At 68.7% G+C, this 21,239-nt stretch carries 18 protein-coding genes; 4 read left to right on the forward strand and 14 right to left on the reverse strand.

Annotated elements, in window-relative coordinates; translation table 11 throughout:
* The first annotated feature begins 86 nt into the window (after window positions 1–86).
* The 4 genes from ACYVOK_RS02500 (at window position 87) to ACYVOK_RS02515 (ending at window position 4,975) form a co-directional block, all read left to right on the forward strand.
* On the forward strand, window positions 87–2,192 hold the full coding sequence (locus ACYVOK_RS02500) for a hypothetical protein (protein WP_460660563.1): 2,106 nt from the start codon (window positions 87–89) through the stop codon (window positions 2,190–2,192).
* 93 nt (window positions 2,193–2,285) lie between these two features.
* Window positions 2,286–2,762: an RrF2 family transcriptional regulator gene (locus ACYVOK_RS02505; RefSeq protein WP_460660773.1), complete on the forward strand. Its 477-nt coding sequence runs from the start codon at window positions 2,286–2,288 to the stop codon at window positions 2,760–2,762.
* A 126-nt stretch (window positions 2,763–2,888) separates the two neighbouring features.
* Window positions 2,889–3,347 carry a cupin domain-containing protein gene (locus ACYVOK_RS02510; protein WP_460660564.1) on the forward strand — a complete coding sequence of 153 codons (459 nt, stop codon included), beginning with the start codon at window positions 2,889–2,891 and terminating at the stop codon, window positions 3,345–3,347.
* A 113-nt stretch (window positions 3,348–3,460) separates the two neighbouring features.
* Window positions 3,461–4,975 (forward strand): phospholipase D-like domain-containing protein, encoded by a 1,515-nt coding sequence (locus tag ACYVOK_RS02515; RefSeq protein WP_460660565.1) that lies wholly within the window; start codon window positions 3,461–3,463, stop codon window positions 4,973–4,975.
* A 74-nt stretch (window positions 4,976–5,049) separates the two neighbouring features.
* Here the strand turns inward: ACYVOK_RS02515 and ACYVOK_RS02520 are convergent, their stop codons facing one another.
* The 14 genes from ACYVOK_RS02520 to ACYVOK_RS02585 are packed head-to-tail and all read right to left on the reverse strand — an operon-like array spanning window position 5,050 to window position 21,239.
* Window positions 5,050–6,072: a polyprenyl synthetase family protein gene (locus ACYVOK_RS02520; RefSeq protein WP_460660566.1), complete on the reverse strand. Its 1,023-nt coding sequence runs from the start codon at window positions 6,070–6,072 to the stop codon at window positions 5,050–5,052.
* Window positions 6,069–7,595 (reverse strand): NADH-quinone oxidoreductase subunit NuoN, encoded by a 1,527-nt coding sequence (nuoN, locus tag ACYVOK_RS02525; protein ID WP_460660774.1) that lies wholly within the window; start codon window positions 7,593–7,595, stop codon window positions 6,069–6,071. Before nuoN ends, ACYVOK_RS02520 begins: the two co-directional genes overlap by 4 nt.
* A gap of 59 nt (window positions 7,596–7,654) precedes the next feature.
* A complete protein-coding gene (locus tag ACYVOK_RS02530) occupies window positions 7,655–9,178 on the reverse strand; it encodes an NADH-quinone oxidoreductase subunit M (RefSeq protein WP_460660567.1) in 1,524 nt (507 codons plus the stop codon).
* The gene (gene nuoL, locus ACYVOK_RS02535) at window positions 9,175–11,043 is read right to left on the reverse strand and encodes an NADH-quinone oxidoreductase subunit L (RefSeq protein WP_460660568.1); all 1,869 of its coding nucleotides are present in this window, start codon (window positions 11,041–11,043) and stop codon (window positions 9,175–9,177) included. The genes ACYVOK_RS02530 and nuoL overlap by 4 nt, the downstream gene beginning before the upstream one ends.
* 11 nt (window positions 11,044–11,054) lie before the next feature.
* The gene (gene nuoK / locus ACYVOK_RS02540; protein WP_130384807.1) at window positions 11,055–11,354 is read right to left on the reverse strand and encodes an NADH-quinone oxidoreductase subunit NuoK; all 300 of its coding nucleotides are present in this window, start codon (window positions 11,352–11,354) and stop codon (window positions 11,055–11,057) included.
* Complete coding sequence (locus tag ACYVOK_RS02545) at window positions 11,351–12,202, reverse strand: NADH-quinone oxidoreductase subunit J (protein WP_460660569.1); 852 nt, start codon at window positions 12,200–12,202, stop codon at window positions 11,351–11,353. Before ACYVOK_RS02545 ends, nuoK begins: the two co-directional genes overlap by 4 nt.
* Window positions 12,199–12,771 carry an NADH-quinone oxidoreductase subunit NuoI gene (gene nuoI, locus ACYVOK_RS02550; RefSeq protein WP_460660570.1) on the reverse strand — a complete coding sequence of 191 codons (573 nt, stop codon included), beginning with the start codon at window positions 12,769–12,771 and terminating at the stop codon, window positions 12,199–12,201. The genes ACYVOK_RS02545 and nuoI overlap by 4 nt, the downstream gene beginning before the upstream one ends.
* The gene (gene nuoH, locus ACYVOK_RS02555; RefSeq protein ID WP_460660571.1) at window positions 12,764–14,080 is read right to left on the reverse strand and encodes an NADH-quinone oxidoreductase subunit NuoH; all 1,317 of its coding nucleotides are present in this window, start codon (window positions 14,078–14,080) and stop codon (window positions 12,764–12,766) included. The genes nuoI and nuoH overlap by 8 nt, the downstream gene beginning before the upstream one ends.
* Window positions 14,077–16,521 (reverse strand): NADH-quinone oxidoreductase subunit G, encoded by a 2,445-nt coding sequence (locus tag ACYVOK_RS02560; RefSeq protein ID WP_460660572.1) that lies wholly within the window; start codon window positions 16,519–16,521, stop codon window positions 14,077–14,079. The genes nuoH and ACYVOK_RS02560 overlap by 4 nt, the downstream gene beginning before the upstream one ends.
* A complete protein-coding gene (gene nuoF / locus ACYVOK_RS02565; protein WP_460660573.1) occupies window positions 16,518–17,819 on the reverse strand; it encodes an NADH-quinone oxidoreductase subunit NuoF in 1,302 nt (433 codons plus the stop codon). Before nuoF ends, ACYVOK_RS02560 begins: the two co-directional genes overlap by 4 nt.
* A 2-nt stretch (window positions 17,820–17,821) precedes the next feature.
* Complete coding sequence (gene nuoE, locus ACYVOK_RS02570) at window positions 17,822–18,628, reverse strand: NADH-quinone oxidoreductase subunit NuoE (protein WP_460660574.1); 807 nt, start codon at window positions 18,626–18,628, stop codon at window positions 17,822–17,824.
* A complete protein-coding gene (locus ACYVOK_RS02575) occupies window positions 18,629–19,981 on the reverse strand; it encodes an NADH-quinone oxidoreductase subunit D (RefSeq protein WP_460660575.1) in 1,353 nt (450 codons plus the stop codon).
* Complete coding sequence (locus ACYVOK_RS02580; protein WP_460660576.1) at window positions 19,981–20,688, reverse strand: NADH-quinone oxidoreductase subunit C; 708 nt, start codon at window positions 20,686–20,688, stop codon at window positions 19,981–19,983. The genes ACYVOK_RS02575 and ACYVOK_RS02580 overlap by 1 nt, the downstream gene beginning before the upstream one ends.
* Window positions 20,685–21,239: a NuoB/complex I 20 kDa subunit family protein gene (locus ACYVOK_RS02585; RefSeq protein WP_460660577.1), complete on the reverse strand. Its 555-nt coding sequence runs from the start codon at window positions 21,237–21,239 to the stop codon at window positions 20,685–20,687. The genes ACYVOK_RS02580 and ACYVOK_RS02585 overlap by 4 nt, the downstream gene beginning before the upstream one ends.

The following is a 21,239-nucleotide window of genomic DNA, read 5'->3' on the forward strand; positions in this document are numbered from 1 at the left end:
GCAATCGCCGTAACGGCGGTTCGGCCACCTCGATATACCGGAGACGGGGACCGTCGGGTTCTCGACGTACCGATTCGAGGAACCTCTTGCACACGACCTTCCGAGCCGTGGTGCCGATCGTGCTGGCCGCTGTCGGCCTGACCGCGGCCCTCCCGGCCACCGCCGTGCCCGCCCCGCAGAGCGTCACCCAAGCGGCAAAGCTCCCGTCCACCCCGCTGGACGTCAAACTCGCCGGCACCCTCACCGGCGTCGACCTGCGCTGGACAGCGGCACCCGACGCCAACGACGACCAGGTCACCGGGTACAACATCCACCGAGTCGTCGACGGCGTCGACACTGTCCTGCCCTGGCAGCCCGCCTGGAACGACGTCGGCTACCAGTGGCACGAGTCCGAGCACATCCCGGGTGCGACGTACTCGGTCGCCGCAATCAACGCCGAGGGCGAGGGTCAGGCCAGTACGCCGATCGCGCTGCCACCGGCCCATCGGGCCATCACGGTCGGCCACACGATCTGGCTGGAGAACGGCAACACCCGCACGTACGCCGGCCAGATCGCCGTACCTGGCGGACAACAGGTCGTGCCGCTCGCGCCGGACGGGGCCACCCAGGTGATCGGCGACGTCGTCGCCGCGTCCCCCAACGGCCGCGAGATCGCCTTCGCGAAGGGGCAGAACACCCTCTGGCGGGTACGCGCCGACATCCCGCACGCGACCCCGGTCCAGATCCTCGACGGCTCCTCCGGCATCATCCGGATGGCGTGGTCACCGGACGGCACCCGGATCGCCTTCGAGCGACTCCAGCCCAACGCAAGCTCGTGCGTCGAGATCGTCGCCGCGACCGGCGGGACCCCGGTCCAGGTGGGCTGCAACATGCTGATGCCGACCTGGACCTCCAATTCGAATCTCATCGTGAAGGACGGGGTCAGCGGGCGGTTCGCCTTCGTCCAGGCGAAGAGCGCCGGAGTCAAGACCGGCACCATCGCCGGCACCGAGCAGGGCATCCTGCCGTCGGTGTCGCCGAACACTCGCTGGATCGCCTACATCGACGCCAGCAACGCTCCCGCGATCATCCCGATCGGCGGTGGTACGCCGAAGCTCGGCGTGGCGTCCGAGCAGCGGCCGGTCGGCATCACCTGGTCGCCCGACGCATCCGAGGTACTGGTGACCCAGCCCATCGCCTTCGGCGGGAGCGCACTGCTGACTCTTCCGGTCGCCTCCGACGGCACTCTCGGCGCGAGCCAGACCATTTACCGCACGCAGGGCACCGACCGCATCGGCTCGGCCGTGTGGCAAGGCGCTCGAGTGAACCTCGGACCGACGTCCGCTCCGATGGGTCCCGACATCCAGGTCCCGTTCGACACCAGCGGGATGGCCGGTCCGGTGACCGCGACGTGCCAGCTCGACGACACACCAGCTGTTCCTTGCACTTCGCCGTTCCGGAAGAGCGGAGTCGCGGCCGGCTCGCACAGGTTCTTGGTGAAGGCAGTCGACGCCGACGGCCACGCCAGCGTCGCCTTCAGGTATGTCGCAGTCGACGTGACCCCGCCTCAGGTGCAGATCACCGGCCCGGTCTTCGATGTGACGAAGGCGGCCACCGCGACCGTCACGTACAAAGCCAATGACGACATGGGCGTCCCCGTCAGCTCGTACGACATCCGCTGGCGGATCGCACCGACCGCCGGGAACTTCGGCGCCTACGCCCCGGTCAAGTCCGGTACGACGGCCACCTCGGTGCTGATCGGCCTCGCCCCGGGTTACGAGTACTGCGTGTCTGTCCGGGCCCGTGACACCGTCGGGAATCTGTCCGGCTGGACCGCCGACCGCTGCTTCTCTCGGCCGTCGGACGACCGGGCCATGGGGGCGACGAAGGGCTGGACCCGTGCTAGTCACCAGTTGTACTACCTGGGCACGGCGACCGGCACCAAGGCGACGAACATCTCCGTCTCCCGCAGCAGCGTGCAGGCCAAGCGCCTCTTTCTAGTCGCGACCAGGTGTCCCAACTGCGGCAGCTTGACCGTGTACTACAACGGGAAGTCCGTGGGGATCGTCGACCTCGGCTACGTCGCGACCGTCTATCAATCGATCGTGCCGCTCCCCGTGCCGGCAAGCTTCCTGACCGGCTCGGTGCTGCTCACCACCCGCGTGGCAGGCAAGGTCTATCAGATCGACGGCTTGGCAGTCCGCCGTACCTGATATCCCCCGCTGCGAAGTCAAGAGGCCCGGCACCCGAGGTGCCGGGCCTCTTGACTTCGGTTATTCAGGACATCTAATATCCAGATTGTGAAGATGAACGAGGGGGTCGAGTGGGCGGTGCACAGCTGTGTGAATCTCAGCTGGATGCCGGGGCGGCTGGTCACCGCCAAACATCTCGCCGCGTTCTACGACCTTCCGACGGCGTACCTAAACAAGCAGCTTCAGGCGCTCACCCGGGCCGGCATCCTCACCTCGATCTCCGGACCGAAGGGCGGCTTCCAACTCGCCCGCGATCCCCGCAACATCACCCTGCTCGACATCGTCGTCGCCATCGACGGGGCCGACGAGGCGTTCCGCTGCCTGCAGATCCTCAAGGCGGGGCCAGGTGCAGACCCGAAGACCGACTACACCAAGGCCTGCCTGGTCTCCCAGGCCATGCGGACCGCGGAGCTCGCCTACCGCCGCGAGCTGGCCGGCCAGACCATCGCGGACCTCGCCGACCGGGTCGTGAGCCAGACCCCCGATGCTCCCGAGAACACCCGCACCCGGTTCACCAACCTCAAGTCCTGACCGTCTCGGTTGCCCACACCCACCGATTCCGCCTGACCTGATTCTGGATGTTGAATATCCAAGATCGGAACCGCCCGCACAGCAAACGCCGATGCCGTCGGCAACTGATTCCGAAGGAGTTCCACCATGAAGGCTGTCCTGATTCGCGCCACCGACGCCGAGACCCTGCCGGCCAGTGGCGTCACCCTGTTCGCCGACGTTTCCGACACCAGCGGTCACCTCACCAGCCACCGCTCGGTCTTCAAGCCCGGTAAAGAAGGCGCTCCCCCACACCTGCACAAGGAGGCCGCCGAACTGTTCTTCGTGCTCAAGGGCTCGCTCCGTGTCCTCACCGGCGACGACGTGATCACGCTGACGCAAGGTGACTTCCTCGTCGTACCGCCCAGCACCCCGCACGCCTTCGAGGCGGCCGGTGAGTCCGACGCCGAGGTCCTGTTCGTCCTCACCCACGCCAAGCCCCGCTTCGAGTACTACCGCCTCCTGGAGTCCGTTTACCGAGGCGAGACCGCCCCCGCCGAGCTGGCCAAAACAAGTGACCTCTACGACAACCACTACGTGGATAGCCCCACCTGGCAGAACCGCTGAACCGGAACGCCCAGCCGGCACCTCGCCCGGCTGGGGCGCTGCCGCGTCAGCTCGATCCATCCCGCGCCGGCCCCAGGTTTCATGGACTGGGGGTTTGCGGGCACTGGGGAGTCATGACGCACGAGTGGTTCCTGACGGCGGAGGAGCGGGGCAACCCTGCGACGGAGATCGACGCCGACGGAGCTTGGACCGAGGGGAACCTCGTGCAGTCCCTGGTCCACGGGACGGCGTACTTCCGTCGGCTGTACGACGAGCTGCGCCTGCTGCAGGCCGGAGACCGGGTGTATTTCACCGACTGGCGTGGGGATCCGGACGAGGCGCTGGTACAGGACGGACCGAGCATCGGGACGGTGCTGTGCGAGCTGGCGCGGTCCGGGGTGGAGGTGCGGGCGTTGTTGTGGCGGTCGCACTCGGATCTCCTGAACTTCAGTTCGCAAGAGAATCAGCGGTTCGGCACCGAGTTGAACGAGGCCGGCGGCGAGGCGCTGCTCGACCAGCGGGTCCGGCGGCTCGCGTCACATCACCAGAAGCTGTTCGTGATCCGGCACCAGGACGATCCCGGGGCCGATGTGGCGTTCGTGGGTGGCATCGACCTCTGTCACGGACGGCGCGACGACGAGCGGCATCTGGGCGATCCGCAACCGGCGCCGATGGATCCACGTTACGGATCGCGGGCACCCTGGCACGACGTGATGGTCGAGGTCCGAGGTCCTGTGGTCGGCGACCTGCTCCGGTGCTTCGTCGAACGCTGGGACGATCCCCATCCGCTCGACCGCAGGACGCCGTACCGGATGATGATCCAGCGGCTGGCCCGGATGCCGCGCCATCCTTCGAACCTGCCGGAGTCGTTCCCGGATCCGCCGCCGGCCGGGCCGCATACCGTGCAGGTGCTCCGGACGTACGCTCACAAGCACCCGGGGTTCCCGTTCGCGCCGCGCGGGGAGTACAGCGTCGCGCGGGGCTACCTGAAGGCGTTCGCGAGGGCGCGGTCGCTCATCTACGTCGAGGACCAGTACCTGTGGTCCTCGGCGGTGACGCACAGCCTGCGGGAGGCGCTGGAACGGTCGCCGGAACTGCGGCTCATCGCGGTCGTACCGCGGTACCCGGATCAGGACGGCCGGATCAGCGGGCCGCCCGCCCGGTTCGCCCAACTGGAGGCTTTGCGGTTGCTGGAGTCGGATCGGGTGGCGGTGTACAACCTGGAGAACGAGGACGGCGTACCGATCTACGTGCACGCGAAGGTCTGCATCGTCGACGACCAGTGGCTGACCTGCGGCTCGGACAACTTCAACCGCCGCTCCTGGACGAACGACAGCGAACTGACCTGTGCGGTCGACTCCCCCGACCTGGCCCGGTCGATGCGATCGGAGCTGTGGTCCGAGCACCTCGGCATCGACGATCCGGAACTCGATCCGATCACCGGCTTCAAGCAATGGCGGCAGACGGCCGCCGCACTCGACAAGTGGCACGCCAACGGTTGCCAAGGGCCACGACCACCCGGTCGCATCCGTCCGCACCGCCCGGAGCCGGTCACGCGCTTCCAGTCCCTCTGGGCAGGCTGGCTGGCCCGCCACGTCTACGACCCCGACGGCCGCCCCCGCACCTCCCGCCGCCGCAACAAGTTCTAGACCTCCACACCACCGGGCTCAGGCTGGCAGCGCGGCACAAGGTGCTTTCAGAGGCCTTGCAAGGGGGGTGGGTGTCAGACGGAGCGGGTGGCGACCAGGTCGCAGAGGGAGTCGAGGGCGTCGCGGGCCGGGCCTTCGGGGAGGGCGGAGAGGAGTTTGCGGGCGTCGGCGGCCCGGCGGCGTACGTCGTCCTCGGCCTGCCCGAAGGCGGGGTGCGCGCGGAGCAACTCGAGCGTCTCGGCCAGGCGCGCGTCGTCGGTCAGGTCCGAGTCGAGCAGTTCGAGCAGCCGGGCGTCGGATGGGTTGGACGGATCGGCCTGGGCGCGGAAGATCAGCACCGGCAGCGTCGGCACGCCCTCGCGCAGGTCGGTGCCAGGGGTCTTGCCCGACTGCCCGGACTCCGAGGCGATGTCGAGGATGTCGTCGGCGAGCTGGAACGCCACGCCGATCTCCTCGCCGAAGGCGCGCAGCGACTCCTGGATCTCCTCCGGCGCACCGGCGTACCGGGCACCGAAGAGCGCCGACGTCGCGATCAGCGAACCGGTCTTGTCGGCGACCACGGACAGGTAGTGCGCCAGCGGGTCCTGGCCCTCGCCGACGCCGAGGGTCTCGCGGATCTGGCCCTCGACCAGCCGGCCGAAGGTCCGGGCCTGGATCCGGACCGCCTCCGGGCCGAGGTCGGCGACCAGGTCGGAGGCCCGGGCGAACAGCCAGTCGCCGGACAGGATGGCGACCGAGTTGTCCCAGGCGGCGTTCGCGGTGGACGAGCCACGCCGGAGCGCGGCCTCGTCCATTACGTCGTCGTGGTGCAACGTCGCGACGTGGGTCAGCTCGACCACCACCGCCGCCTTGATCACGTCCGCGGCGGCCGGCTCGGCACCGAACTCGGCCGCCAGCAGCACCAGCAGCGGCCGGAACCGCTTGCCACCGGCAACCATGACGTGCTGCGCGGCCGCGGTGACGAACGGCGCCTCGGACTGGGTCGAGTCACGCAGCGCCTGCTCGACGGACTCCAGGCCGGCACGAACCCGGGCCTCGAGCGCCTCGTCGGCGAACGCGAAGCCCAGGCTCTCGGCCGGCAGCGGGGTCGGACTCAACGGATGAACTCACCCGCGCGGGCCGCCAGTTCGAGCACCGGTCCGGGGACCAGGCCGAGAACCACCGTGGCGGCGAGACCGAGGGCGACCGCGGTCGTGGTCTGCCACCCGGGCAGGGCCACGTCCGGCGCGTCCGCCGGGAGGTCGGAGAAGAACATCAGCACGATCACCCGGACGTAGAAGAACGCGGCGACCACGCTGCACAGCACCGCGACCACGACCAGCGGCCACGCGTCGCCGGTCCAGGCCGCGCTGAACACCGCCCACTTGCCGGTGAAGCCCGCGGTCAGCGGGATACCGGCGAAGGAGAGCAGGAAGAAGGCGAAGATGCCCGCCAGCAGCGGCGACTTCTTGCCGAGGCCGGCCCACCGGGACAGGTGGGTCGCCTCGCCGCCCGCGTCCCGCACCAGCGTGACGACGGCGAAGGCGCCGATGGTCGCGAACCCGTAGGCGACCAGGTAGAACAGCACCGCCTGGGTCGAGGTGATCCCGCTGTGCACGCCGTTCGAGGCCTGCGCCAGCCCGACGAACGCGGTGAGCAGGAAGCCCGCGTGCGCGATCGACGAGTAGGCCAGCATCCGCTTCACGTCGGTCTGGGTGATCGCGACGATCGAGCCGACCACCATGGTGAGGATCGCGACGACCCACATCATCGGGGCCCAGTCCCAGCGGGTGCCGCCGAGGGCGACGTAGAAGACCCGCATCAGCCCGATGAACGCGGCGATCTTGGTGCAGGCCGCCATGAACCCGGTGACCGGCGTCGGCGCACCCTGGTAGACGTCCGGGGTCCAGGAGTGGAACGGTACGGCGCCCACCTTGAACAGCAGGCCGACGCCCAGCAGACCGGTCCCGGCCAGCAGGATCGCCTCGCCACCGGTCTCGTTGGCCAGCGCGTCGGAGATGCCGCCCAGCGACATCGTCCCGGAGTACCCGTAGAGCAGCGCGATGCCGAACAGCAGGAACGCCGACGCGAACGCACCCAGCAGGAAGTACTTCATCGCGGCTTCCTGCGAGATCAGCCGGCGGCGCCGGGCCAGCCCGCAGAGCAGGTACAGCGGCAGCGAGAACACCTCGAGCGCGACGAACAGCAGCAGCAGGTCGTTGGCCGAGGCGAACAGCATCATGCCGCCGACCGCGAACAGCGTCAGCGGGAAGATCTCGGTGTGCTCGACCTTCGCCGCGGTGCCCTCCCGCTCGGCCTCGGACCCCGGTACGGCGGCCGCCTGGCCGGCGAACGCGGACAGTCCGCCGTCGACCGACCGCTCGGCGAACAGCAGCACGCTGATCAGCGTCAGCGCGAGCAGCACCAGCCAGGTGAACAGCGCCGGGCCGTCGACCGAGATCGCGCCCTGCGCCGCGATCAGTTCCTTGTTGTCGGCCATCAGCATCGCGGTCAGCACACCGGCCACGACGAGCGAGACCACCGTGATCGTCAGCTGGGTCAGGTGCCGCAGCGGCCGGGGCAGGAACGCCTCGGCCACGACACCGACGCAGGCCGCACCGAACACGACGAACAGCGGCATCAGCTCGCCGTACTCGATCTTCGGCGCGGTGAAGTCCGCCAGCGGCAGAATCTGCGCGATCACTTCTGTCCCTCCGTCACGGGGATCTCCGGAGCCTTGTCGGTCACGCCGACGTGCTGCATGGTCGACTCCACCGCCGGCTTGATGATGTCCACCACCGGCTTCGGGAAGATCCCCAGGCCGATGATCAGGACGACGAGCGGCGCGATCGCGAGCACCTCGCGCACGTTCAGGTCCTTGAGCTTCTCGACCCCGTCACGCACCGGCCCGGTCATCAGGCGCTGGTACATGAGCAGGATGTAGAGCGCGGCCAGCACGATACCGAGCACGGCGATCACCGCGAGCACCCGGTGCCGGCTGAACGTCCCGGCCAGCACCATGAACTCGGAGATGAACGGCGACAGGCCGGGCAGCGCCAGGCTGGACAGGCCGGCGAACAGGAACGTGCCGGCCAGCACCGGCGCGACCTTCTCCACCCCGCCGTAGTCGGCGATCCGCGCGGACCCGCGCCGGGAGATCAGGTAGCCGGCCACCAGGAACAGCGCCGCCGTGGACAAGCCGTGGTTGAACATGTACAGCGTCGACCCGGTCAGGCCCTGCGACGTCAGCGCGAAGATGCCCATCACGATGAAGCCGAAGTGCGAGATCGAGGTGTACGCGATCAGCCGCTTGATGTCGGTCTGGCCGATCGCCAGCAGGGCGCCGTACAGGACCGAGATCAGGGCGAGCACCAGGACCACCGGGGTGGCCCACTCGGACGCGTTCGGGAACAGGCTCAGGCAGAACCGGATCATCCCGAAGGTGCCGATCTTGTCCAGGATGCCGACCAGCAGCACCGAGGTGCCCGGCGTCGCCTCCGCGGCGGCGTCCGGCAGCCAGGTGTGGAACGGCACCATCGGCGCCTTCACCGCGAAGGCGAAGAAGAAGCCGAGGAACAGCCACCGCTCGGTGTTCTGGCTGATGTCCAGCCTGATCAGGTCGGTGAGCAGGTACGACGGGTCGCCGGCCCGGGCCGACAGCACGTACAGGCCCACCACCGACGCCAGCATGAGCAGACCGCCGAGCAGCGAGTAGAGCAGGAACTTCACCGCGGCGTACGAGCGCTGCGCACCGCCGAAACCGCCGATCAGGAAATACATCGGGATCAGCGTGGCCTCGAACAGCACGTAGAAGAGGAACACGTCGGTGGCGGCGAACACGCCGATCGACAGCGCCTCCAGGGCGAGGATCCAGGCGAAGAAGGACTTCTCCGACCAGCGGCCGTTCTCGGCGTCGTTCCAGGACGCGGCGATCACGATCGGGGTGAGCAGCGCGGTCAGCACCACCAGGACGATGCCGACACCGTCCAGGCCGAGCGCGTAGTGCGCGCCGAACGCCTCGATCCAGGTGTAGGTCTCGGCGTAGTCCTCGGCGCCGTTGCGCTGGTAGCCGATCGCGACGATCGCGGTCAGCACCAGCGTGACGAGCGAGAACCCGAGCGCGACCTGCTTGGCCAGCAGCGCATTCGCCCTGGGCACCAGCATCGTCGCCAGCGCCCCCGCGAACGGCAGGAGCAGTAACAGGGTCAGCCAACCGATGTTCACGACAACCTCACCGCGAGGAGGGCGACGACCACGAATGCGGCGCCGAAGACCATGCTGAGTGCGTAGGAACGGACGAAGCCCGTCTGGACCCGGCGCAGACGGCCGGACATCCCGCCGAACAGGGCGGCCAGCCCGTTCACCAGGCCGTCCACACCGCGGTTGTCCAGCCAGACCAGCGTCCGGGTGAGGTACTGGCCCGGACGCATCAGGGCCGCCTCGTTCAGCGCGTCGCCGTACAGGTCACGGCGGGCGAAGGTGGTGACCGGCGAGCCGGCCGGGGCCTCCCGCGGGATGTCCCGGCGGTACATCAGCACCGAGATGACGATGCCGACGGCAACCACCGCGAGGGTGATCAGCGTCATCACCAGCGCGCTGACCGGCGGGTGGTGCTCCTCGTGCCCGACCACCGGCTCCAGCCAGTCGACGATCCAGTGACCGGCGAAGTACAGCGCACCGCCGCCGAGCGACAGCCCGGCCAGGATGATCAGCGGCCAGGTCATCACGGCGGGCGACTCGTGCGGGTGCACGTCGTCGGCCCAGCGCTTCTTGCCGAAGAACGTCATCAGCATCACCCGGGTCATGTAGAACGCGGTGATACCGGCGCCGAGGAGCGCACACAGACCGATGATCGTGTTCTCCGCGAACGCGGCCTCGATGATCTTGTCCTTGCTGAAGAAGCCGGCGAACGGCGGGATGCCGAGGATGGCCAGGTAGCCGAACGCGAAGGTGACGAAGGTGATCTTCAGCGGCGTCCGCAGGGCTCCGTAGTGGCGCATGTTCACGTCGTCGTTCATGCCGTGCATCACCGAGCCGGCGCCGAGGAACATGTTCGCCTTGAAGAACCCGTGGGTGAGCAGGTGGAAGATCGCGAACGCGTACCCGGCCGGGCCGAGGCCCGCGGCGAGCATCATGTAGCCGATCTGGCTCATCGTCGAACCGGCCAGCGCCTTCTTGATGTCGTCCTTGGCGCAACCGATGATCGCACCGGCCAGCGCGGTCACCGTACCGACGATGACGACGGCGGTGGACGCGGCCTCGGTGTGCTCGTAGATCGCGTGCGACCGGGTCACCAGGTAGACGCCCGCGGTCACCATGGTCGCCGCGTGGATCAGCGCCGACACCGGGGTCGGGCCCTCCATCGCGTCCAGCAGCCAGGACTGCAGCGGCACCTGCGCGGACTTGCCGCAGGCCGCCAGCAGCAGCATCAGGCCGAGCAACGTGGCCCAGGTGCCCGACACGCTCTCCGCGCCCGCGTCCACGGTCGCGAAGGCGGACGAACCGAACAGCGCCCACATGCTCATCACCGCGAGCGACAGGCCGATGTCACCGACCCGGTTCACCACGAACGCCTTCTTCGCGGCGACCGCGGCGGAGTCCTTGTGCTGCCAGAACCCGATCAGCAGGTACGACGCCAGGCCGACACCCTCCCAGCCGACGAACACCAGCAGGTAGTCGGCCGCCAGCACCAGCAGCAGCATCGCCGCGACGAACAGGTTCAGGTACCCGAAGAACCGGCGCCGCCGCGGGTCGTGCGCCATGTAGCCGATCGAGTAGATGTGGATCAGCGAACCCACACCGGTGATCAGCAGCACGAACAGGATCGACAGCGGGTCGATCAGCAGGGAGAAGTCGACCTTGATGCTGCCGACCGAGAACCACTCGAACAGCCGGACCGTCTCGGACCGCTCCTCGTGGCCCAGGCCCTGCATCTGGAAGAACAGCACAACGCCGCAGGCGAACGAGACCAGTGGCGCCAGCGTCCCCAGCAGGTGACCCCACGCGTCGGTGGCCTTGCCACCGAGCAGCAGGATCGCCGCGGACACGGCCGGGACTGCCACCAGCAGCCACATCAGCTCATGACTCATCGGTGATTACCTCAGTACTTGAGCAGGTTGGCGTCGTCGACCGAGGCCGAGCGACGGGTGCGGAAGATGGCCATGATGATCGCCAGCCCGATGACCACCTCGGCCGCGGCCACCACCATCACGAAGAAGGCGGCGATCTGGCCGTCGAGGTTGCCGTGCTGGCGGGCGAAGCTGACGAACGCGAGGTTGGTCGCGTTCAGCATCAGCTCGACACACATGAAGACGACGATGGCGTTACGGCGTACCAGCACGCCGAGCGCGCCGATGCTGAACAGGATCGCCGCGAGCACGATGTACGGCTCGGTCGTCACGACTTGTCTCCTTCGCCTTCGCGGTAGCCGGTCAGGTCCGTGCTCTCCGGCTCGGGCGGGGCCTCGTCGCCGACCTCGCCCGCGGTGAGCTTGCGGACCTCCTCGACGTCCGACCGCTCCTCAGCCTCGGGGTACACGGTGCCACGGGCCTGCAGCACCCGCGAAACCGAGGTCGGCGCGATCGACCCGTCGGGCAGCAGCGCCGGCGTGTCGACGGCGTTGTGCCGGGCCAACACACCGGGCGTGGGCAGCGGACCGGGGTGCACACCGGACTCGGCGTACTTGCGGATCCGCTCCTCGGCGAACTCGCGCTGGGTCTTCTTCTTGGTCAGCCGCTCCCGGTGCGCCAGCATCATCGCGCCGAGCGCCGCGGTGATCAGCAGTGCCGAGGTCACCTCGAAGGCGAACACGTACTTGCCGAACAGCAGTTGCGCGATGCCCTTCGGGTTGCCGTCCGGCTGCGCGTCGGCCAGCCCGGTCGGGTTGCCGTACACCGCGTTGCCGACGGCCGCGATCAGCAGGACCGCGAAGCCGAGGAACGCCAGCCCGGCGAGCAGTCGCTGGCCGCGGATCGTCTCCACCAGCGAGTCGCTCGCGTCCACGCCGACCAGCATCAGCACGAACAGGAACAGCATCAGGATCGCGCCGGTGTAGACGATGATCTGGACGGCGAACAGGAACGGCGCGTCCTGCGCGGCGTACTGGACGGCCAGGCAGATCATCACGGTGGCCAGCAACAGCGCGGAGTGCACCGCCTTGCGGACCAGCACCATCGCGATCGCGGCCAGCACCATGACCGGCGCCAGCATCCAGAACGCCACCTGGGCGCCGGTGACGAGGGTGATCACTTGCCGTCACCACCCTCGGCCGGTACGGCGGCACCGGTCAGGCCCAGGTAGTAGTCCTTCTCGGTGCTGCCGAGCTGCATCTCGTGCGGCGGCTCCTGCATCCCCGGCAGCAGCGGCGCGAGCAGGTCCTTCTTCTCGTAGATGAGGGACTCGCGGCTGCGGTCGGCCAGCTCGTACTCGTTGGTCATGGTGAGCGCCCGGGTCGGGCAGGCCTCGATGCACAGACCGCAGAGGATGCAGCGCAGGTAGTTGATCTGGTAGACGCGGCCGTAGCGCTCACCCGGGGAGAAGCGGCCGGAGCCGTCCGGCGTGTCGTCCACGTTGTCCGCGCCCTCGACGTAGATCGCGTCCGCCGGGCAGGCCCACGCGCACAGCTCGCAGCCGACGCACTTCTCCAGACCGTCGGGCCAGCGGTTCAGCTGGTGACGGCCGTGGAAGCGCGGCGCGGTCGGCTTCTTCTCGAACGGGTACTGCTCGGTGAACACCTTGCGGAACATCGTCCGGAAGGTGACCCCGAACCCGGCTACCGGATCCCAGAGGGACTCTTTGACTGTCTTTTTCTCAGCCACGGCTGACGTCCGCCTCGTTTCGGCTCGGAGTGTTGACGAGCGGTGGGGGCACCGGGTAGCCGCCGGCGAAGGCGTCGAACTCCTTCGCCCGGTCCTCCTCGGTGGTCTTCTCTTCCTTGGGCTTCTGCGGGATGAACATGGTGATGATCGCGATCACCAGCACCACGCCCGCGGCCACCAGCAACGTCGTACGGCTGAAGGTGGTCTCCCGGCCGACCGCGCGGACGGTGGCGACCAGCAGGATCCAGCCCAGCGAGACCGGGATCAGGATCTTCCAGCCCAGCTTCATGAACTGGTCGTAGCGCAGACGCGGCAGCGTTCCGCGCAGCCAGATGTAGAAGAAGATGAACAGCATCAGCTTGCCGATGAACCACAGCACCGGCCAGTAGCCGGAGTTCGCGCCGTCCCACATCGAGATCGGCCACGGCGCCCGCCACCCGCCGAGGAACAGCGTGGTCGCCAGCGCCGACACCGTCGCCATGTTGATGTACTCGGCCAAGAAGAACATCGCGTACTTCATCGACGAGTACTCGGTCAGGAAGCCGGCGACCAGTTCACCCTCGGCCTCCGGCAGGTCGAACGGCGCCCGGTTCGTCTCGCCGACCATCGAGATCACGTAGATCACGAACGACGGGAACAGCAGGAACGCGTACCAGCCGGGGATCGGGATGTCCGCGCCGAACAGGCTGATCGACTGGTTCGAGCCCTGCGCCGCGACGATCTCCGAGGTGGACATCGAGCCGGCGAACAGGAACACCGTGACCAGCGCCAGGCCCATGCCGACCTCGTAGGAGATCATCTGGGCGCTGGAGCGCAGGCCGCCGAGCAGCGAGTACGTCGAGTTCGACGACCAGCCGCCGAGGACGATGCCGTAGATGCCGATCGACGCGACCGCCAGCACGTACAGCACCGAGACCGGCAGGTCGGTGAGCTGCAGCCGGGTGTAGGTGTCGGTGAACGGGATCTTCACCGTAGGCCCGAACGGGATCACCGCGAAAGCCAGGAAGGCCGGGATCGACACGATCACCGGCGCGGCGACGAAGACGAGCTTGTCGACACCCTTCGGCATCAGGTCTTCCTTGAACATCAGCTTCATGCCGTCGGCCAGCGACTGCAGCAGACCCTGCGGGCCGTGCACGTTCGGCCCGATCCGGTGCTGCATCCGGGCCACGACCCGGCGCTCCAGCCAGATGTTGAACAGCGTCAGCACGACCAGGAAGACGAAGACCAGCAGCACCTTGAGGCCGATGACCCACCACGGGTCACTGCCGAACCCGGCCTCCGGCGTGGCAAGAGGTACGTGAATCATGCGTTCCCTCCGGCGATCGTGACGATCGAGCCATGGTCTGCGTGCAGCGACCGCCGTACGTGCGAGTCGGCCGAGTTGGTCGGCAGCCACACCACGTTGTCGGTCATCGGGGTGATCACCACCGGCAGCCGGATCGACCCGGCGTCGGTGCTGACCACCAGTTCGTCACCGTCGGCGACACCGACCCGGTGCGCGGTGGTGAGCGAGATCCGGGCGACCGGCGTCCGGGCCGTCGCGGTCAGGTGCGGTTCACCGTCGCACGCGCGGCTGTCGTCGATCAGCATCCGCCAGGTCGCCAGCCGGGTGGAGTCGAACGCCCCGAGCGACGGACCGGCCTGGTACGTCGGCTCCTGCGCACGGTCGCCGTCCCAGCGGCCGAGTTCGTCGAACTCCTTCTTCGCACCGGCCGAGGTGGTGAAACCGAGCGAGCGGTCCATCTCCTGGGCCAGTGCCGCCAGCGCCCGGACGTCGGGCATCGCGGCCGGGACCTGGAGCACCACCGGGAACGGCCGCTCGCGGCCCTCCCAGTTGACGAACGTGCCGTCCTTCTCCGCCGGCGGAACCACCGGGAAGACGACATCGGCGTGCTCGGTGACCTGGGACCTGCGGACCTCGAAGCTGACCACGAACGGCGCGGCCTCCAGCGCGGCCAGGGCCGCCGCCGGGTTCGGCAGGTCGTCGATCTCGACACCCGCGACCACCAGCGCCTGCAGCGAACCGGCGGCGGCGAGGATCTCGGTCAGGTCCCGGCCGACCGTGGCCGGCAGGCTGTCCACACCCCAGGCCGCCTGCATGTCGACCCGCGCCTGCGGGTCCGACACCAGCCGGCCGCCCGGCAGCAGACCGGGCAGGCAGCCCGCCTCGAGCGCGCCCCGGTCGCCCGCGCGCCGCGGAATCCAGGCCAGCTGGGCCCCGGTGTCGAGCGCCAAACGGAGCGCGGCGGAGTACCCGCCCGGCACGCTCGCCAGCCGCTCACCCACGATGATGATCGAGTCGGACCCGAGCGTGGCCAGCGCGGCCGCCCCGGTCTCCCCCGCGTTGCCGAGATCCCCCAGTACGGCGGCCTCGGTCCCGGGCGACGCCGGTACGACGACACCGTTGAGCTTCTCGACCCCGCGCGACGCGTAGGACGCGACCGTGAAGACCTTGAGACCGTGCGCGCGGACGCCCTTGCGGAGCCGGAGGAACACCGACGGCGCCTCCTCCTCGGGCTCGAACCCGACGAGCAGCACCGACCCGGCCTTCTCCAGGTCGCCGAACGTCGTCCCCAGACCCGTGCCGGCCACCGCGGCGGCGAGGAAGTCCGCCTCCTCCGCCGAGTGCGGCCGGGCCCGGAAGTCGATGTCGTTGGTCCCGAGGGCGACCCGGGCGAACTTCGAGTACGCGTAGGAGTCCTCGAGGGTGAGCCGGCCTCCGGTCAGCACCGCCGCGTTGCCGCGGGCCGCGGTCAGCCTCTCCGCCGCGAAACCGAGCGCCTCCGGCCAGGAGGCCGGCCGCAACTCGCCGTTCTCGCGGATCAGCGGGTGGGTCAGCCGGTCACCGGTGTAGGCGTAGTTGAACGCGAACCGGTCCTTGTCGGAGATCCACTCCTCGTTGACCTCCGGGTCGTCACCGGCGAGCCGGCGCATCACCTTGCCGCGCCGGTAGTCGACCCGGATCGCCGCACCGGAGGAGTCGTGCTCCGCCACCGACGGAACCGAGACCAGGTCGAACGGCCGGGACCGGAACCGGTACGCCGCGCTGGTCAGCGCGCCCACCGGGCAGATCTGGATGGTGTTGCCGGAGAAGTAGCTCTCGAACGGCTCCTTCTCGTAGATGCCGACCTGCTGCAGCGCACCGCGCTCGACCAGCGCGATGAACGGGTCACCGGCGATCTGCTCGGAGAACCGGGTACAGCGGGCGCACAGCACGCAGCGTTCGCGGTCCAGCAGCACCTCGGCCGAGATGTTGATCGGCTTCGGGTAGGTCCGCTTGATCTCGTGGAAGCGGCTCTCGCCGTACCCGTTGGTCATCGCCTGGTTCTGCAGCGGGCACTCGCCGCCCTTGTCGCAGACCGGGCAGTCCAGCGGGTGGTTGATCAGCAGGAACTCCATGTTCCCGTGCTGCGCCTTGTCCGCCACCGGCGAAGTGAGCTGGGTGCGGATCACCATGCCGTCGGCCACCGTCAGCGTGCAGGATGCCTGCGGCTTGGGCATCCCGCGACCGTTGCCTGCGTCAACGACCTCGACCAGGCACTGGCGGCAGGCGCCGACCGGGTCGAGCAGCGGGTGGTCACAGAACCGCGGGATCTGGACGCCGATCTGCTCGGCCGCCCGGATCGCCAGGGTGTTCTTCGGAACCTTGACCTCGATGTCGTCGATGGTCACGGTCACTGTGTCATCAACAGCAGTCCGCTCCGCGGCGTTGCTGCCGCCGGCCGGTGGGTTCGCTTGGATCGTCATGCGCTTGCTCCAGCGGTCGCGAAGACGGTCGATGCCATTGGGTCGAACGGGCAGCCGCCGTTCTCGAAGTGCGCGAGGTACTCGTCCTTGAAGTACTGGATCGAGCTGGTGATCGGGCTGGTCGCGCCGTCACCGAGCGCGCAGAACGACCGGCCGAGGATGTTCTCGCACAGGTCGAGCAGGGTGTCGAGGTCCTGCTCGGTGCCCTTGCCGTGCTCCAGCCGCTCGAGGATCTGCACCAGCCACCAGGTGCCCTCACGGCACGGGGTGCACTTGCCGCAGGACTCGTGCTTGTAGAACTCGGTCCACCGCAGGACGGCGCGGACCACGCAGGTGGTCTCGTCGAAGATCTGCAATGCCTTGGTCCCCAGCATCGAGCCGACCGAGCCCACACCCTCGTAGTCCAGTGGTACGTCGAGGTGCTCAGCGGTCAGCAGCGGCGTCGAGGACCCGCCCGGGGTCCAGAACTTCAGCTGGTGTCCTTCGCGGACCCCGCCGGCCAGGTCCAGCAGCTGCCGCAGCGTGATGCCCAGCGGCGCCTCGTACTGGCCCGGCCGGGTGACGTGCCCGGACAGCGAGTACAGCGTCATCCCCTTGGACTTCTCGGTCCCCATCGAGGAGAACCAGTCCGCGCCGTTCTTGATGATGGCGGGAACGGACGCGATCGACTCGACGTTGTTGATCACTGTGGGGCAACCGTACAGACCGGCCACGGCCGGGAAAGGAGGACGCAGTCGCGGCTGCCCGCGACGGCCTTCCAGCGAGTCGAGCAGCGCGGTCTCCTCGCCGCAGATGTACGCACCGGCGCCGGCATGAACGATGACATCCAGGTCGTAGCCGCTGCCGAGGATGTCGGTGCCGATGAAGCCGGCCTCCTTGGCCTCGGCGACCGCCTGCTGCAGCCGGCGGATCACGTGCAGTACCTCACCGCGGACGTAGATGAACGCCGTCGAGGCGCGGATCGCGTACGACGCGATGATGACGCCCTCGACCAGCGTGTGCGGCGAGGCCAGCATCAGCGGGATGTCCTTGCAGGTGCCCGGCTCGGACTCGTCCGCGTTCACCACCAGGTACTTCGGCTTCGGGTTGTCCTGCGGGATGAACGACCACTTCATCCCGGTCGGGAAGCCGGCGCCACCACGGCCGCGCAGACCGGAGTCCTTGACCGCGGCGACCACGTCGGCCGGCTGCATCCGCAGTGCGCTCCGCAGCGCGTCGTACCCGCCGGACCGCTGGTACGACGCCAGCTGCCAGGAGCGGATTTGGTCCCAGTTGTCGGACAGTACCGGGGTCAGCATGGTCAGTCCTCCTTCCGGGAGTCGTCGGTGTGGACGGCCTGCGACTCACGCCCGGGCTGGTCCTCGGGGCGGGGACCCGGGACACCGTCGATCGGCGCCGGGGAGCCGCCGCGTCCGCCGGGCGCGGTCCAGTTGCGCTCGCGGGCCAGCCGCAGGCCGGCCAGTGTCGCCTTGCCACCGGTCGGGCCCTCGTCGGCGCGGCCGTCGGGGAAACCGGCCAGCACCCGCTCGGCCTCGCGCCAGGTGCAGATCGTGGCACCGCGCGGGGACTTGACCTCTTTGCCCTCGCGCAGGTCGTCGACCAACTGGGTCGCCGACTCCGGCGTCATGTCGTCGAAGAACTCCCAGTTCACCATCATCACCGGCGCGTAGTCGCAGGCGGCGTTGCACTCCAGGTGCTCGAGGGTGATCTTGCCGTCCTCGGTGGTCTCGTCGTTCCCGACGTCGAGGTGCTGCTTCAGCCGCTCGAAGATCAGGTCGCCGCCCATGATGGCGCACAGCGTGTTGGTGCAGACCCCGACGTGGTATTCGCCGACCGGGCGGCGCTTGTACATCGTGTAGAAGGTCGCCACCGCGGACACCTCGGCACCGGTCAGCCCGAGCACGTCGGCACACGCCTCGATGCCCTCCGGGGTGATCCGGCCCTCGACCGACTGCACCAGGTGCAGCATCGGCAGCAGCGCGGACCGGCCGACCGGGTACCGGGCGGCCAGCTCGCGCAGCTCCGCGATCGTGGTGTCGGTGATGTTCGACTCACCGGTGCTGTACGGCACCGGCTTGTCGGTCGCAGTCGCGTGATTCTCAGCCATCTATCGGTCCACTCCACCCATCACCGGGTCAAGGCTGGCGACGGCGACGATCACGTCGGCGACCTGTCCGCCCTCGCACATGATCGGCATCGCCTGCAGGTTTGCGAAGGACGGGTCACGGAAGTGCGCCCGGTACGGCTTGGTGCCACCGTCGGAGACCAGGTGGCAGCCCAGCTCGCCGCGCGGCGACTCGACCGCCACGTACGCCTGGCCGGCCGGCACCCGGAAGCCCTCGGTGACCAGCTTGAAGTGATGGATCAGGGCCTCCATCGACTCGCCCATGATGTGCTTGATGTGGTCGAGCGAGTTGCCCATCCCGTCGCTGCCGACCGCCAGCTGGCTCGGCCAGCCGATCTTCTTGTCGGCCACCATCACCGGCTCGCCGTCCATCGCGGCGAGCCGGTCGGCGCACTGCTCGACGATCTTCAGCGACTCGTGCATCTCCTGCAGCCGGATCCGGAACCGCCCGTAGGCGTCCGCGGTGTCCCACGTCGGTACGTCGAAGTCGTAGGTCTCGTAACCGCAGTACGGCTGGGTCTTGCGCAGGTCCAGCGCGTACCCGGTCGAGCGCAGCGTCGGGCCGGTGATGCCGAGCGCCATGCAGCCGGTCAGGTCCAAGTGGCCGACGTCCTGCAGCCGCGCCTTGAAGATCGGGTTCGCGTTGCACAGCTCGGCGTACTCGGGCAGGTGCTTGTTCATCCAGGTGATGTACTCGCGGATCTTGTCCAGCGCACCCGGCGGCAGGTCCTGCGCGACACCGCCCGGCCGGATGAACGCGTGGTTCATCCGCAGGCCGGTGATCAGCTCGAACAGGTCGAGCGTCATCTCCCGCTCGCGGAAGCCGATCGTCATCACGGTGAGCGCGCCGATCTCCATCCCACCGGTGGCGATGCAGACCAGGTGGCTGCTGATCCGGTTGAGCTCCATCAGGAGCACCCGCATCACGTTCGCCTTCTCGGGGATCTGGTCCTCGATCCCGAGCAGCCGCTCGACCGCGAGGCAGTACGCCGCCTCGTTGTAGAACGGCGACAGGTAGTCCATCCGGGTGCAGAACGTGACGCCCTGCGTCCAGGAGCGGAACTCCATGTTCTTCTCGATACCGGTGTGCAGGTAGCCGATGCCGCAGCGGGCCTCGGTCACCGTCTCGCCCTCGAGCTCCAGGATGAGCCGGAGCACGCCGTGCGTGGACGGGTGCTGCGGGCCCATGTTGACGACGACGCGCTCCTCCGGCTCCTCGCCGAGGCCGGCCACGACCGAGTCCCAGTCCTGGCCGGTGACGGTGAAGACCTTGCCCTCGGTGGTGTCACGGGTCGAAGCGAACGCAGCGTACGGGTCTGCCTGTGTGTCAGTCATCAGTTGTACGACCTCCGCGTGTCGGGCGGCGGGATGACGGCGCCCTTGTACTCGACGTCGATACCGCCGAGCGGGTAGTCCTTGCGCTGCGGGTGGCCCGGCCAGTCGTCCGGCATCTGGATCCGGGTCAGCGCCGGGTGACCGTCGAAGATGATGCCGAAGAAGTCCCAGGTCTCCCGCTCGTGCCAGTCGTTGGCCGGGTAGACCGAGACGATCGACGGGATGTGCGGGTCGGCGTCCGGGCAGGACACCTCGAGCCGGATCCGCCGGTTGTGGGTCATCGACATCAGGTGGTAGACCGCGTGCAGCTCCCGGCCGGTCTCGTTCGGGTAGTGCACGCCGCTGACGCCGGAGCAGAACTCGAACCGCAGCGCCTCGTCGTCGCGCAGGTGCTTGCACACCTCCACCAGCCGCTCGCGGTGGATGTGCAGGGTCAGCTCGCCGCGGTCGACCACGACCTTCTCGATCGCGCCGTCACCGACCAGGCTCTCCAGCCGCTCGGTCGCGCCGTCGAACCAGGAGCCGTACGGCTTCGGCGTACCGCCGGGCAGTGCGACCTGACGGCGCAGGCCGCCGAAGCCGGAGGTGTCACCGGTGCCGCGGACACCGAACATGCCCTGGCGCTGGTCCACCACCTCCGCGGCCGGCGTCTGAGCGTCGCCGGCCGGAGAGGTCGCCGGAAGGTTCTCGGGCTGGTGCTCACTCACCGAAGCAGCCCCTTCATCTCGATGGTCGGCGCGGCGGCCAGCGCCGCGGCCTCCCGCTCCTGCAGTTCGGCCCGCTTGTGCGCGCCGAGCTTGCTGTGCCGGATGTGGTCGTGCAGCTTCAGGAACGCGTCCAGCAGCATCTCCGGCCGCGGCGGGCAGCCGGGCAGGTACATGTCGACCGGTACGACGTGGTCCACGCCCTGCACGATCGCGTAGTTGTTGAACATGCCGCCCGACGACGCGCAGACGCCCATCGCGAGCACCCACTTCGGGTTCGGCATCTGGTCGTAGATCTGGCGCAGGACCGGAGCCATCTTCTGGCTCACCCGGCCGGCCACGATCATCAGGTCGGCCTGCCGGGGGGACGCCCGGAAGACCTCCATGCCGAACCGGGCCGCGTCGTAGCGCGGCGCACCGGTGGTCATCATCTCGATCGCGCAACAGGCCAGGCCGAAGGTTGCCGGCCACAACGACGCCTTCCGCATGTAGCCGGACAGGCCCTCGATCGTGGTCAGCAGCACGCCGGCCGGAAGCTGTTCCTCAACACCCAT

The organism is Kribbella swartbergensis, from assembly GCF_054784135.1.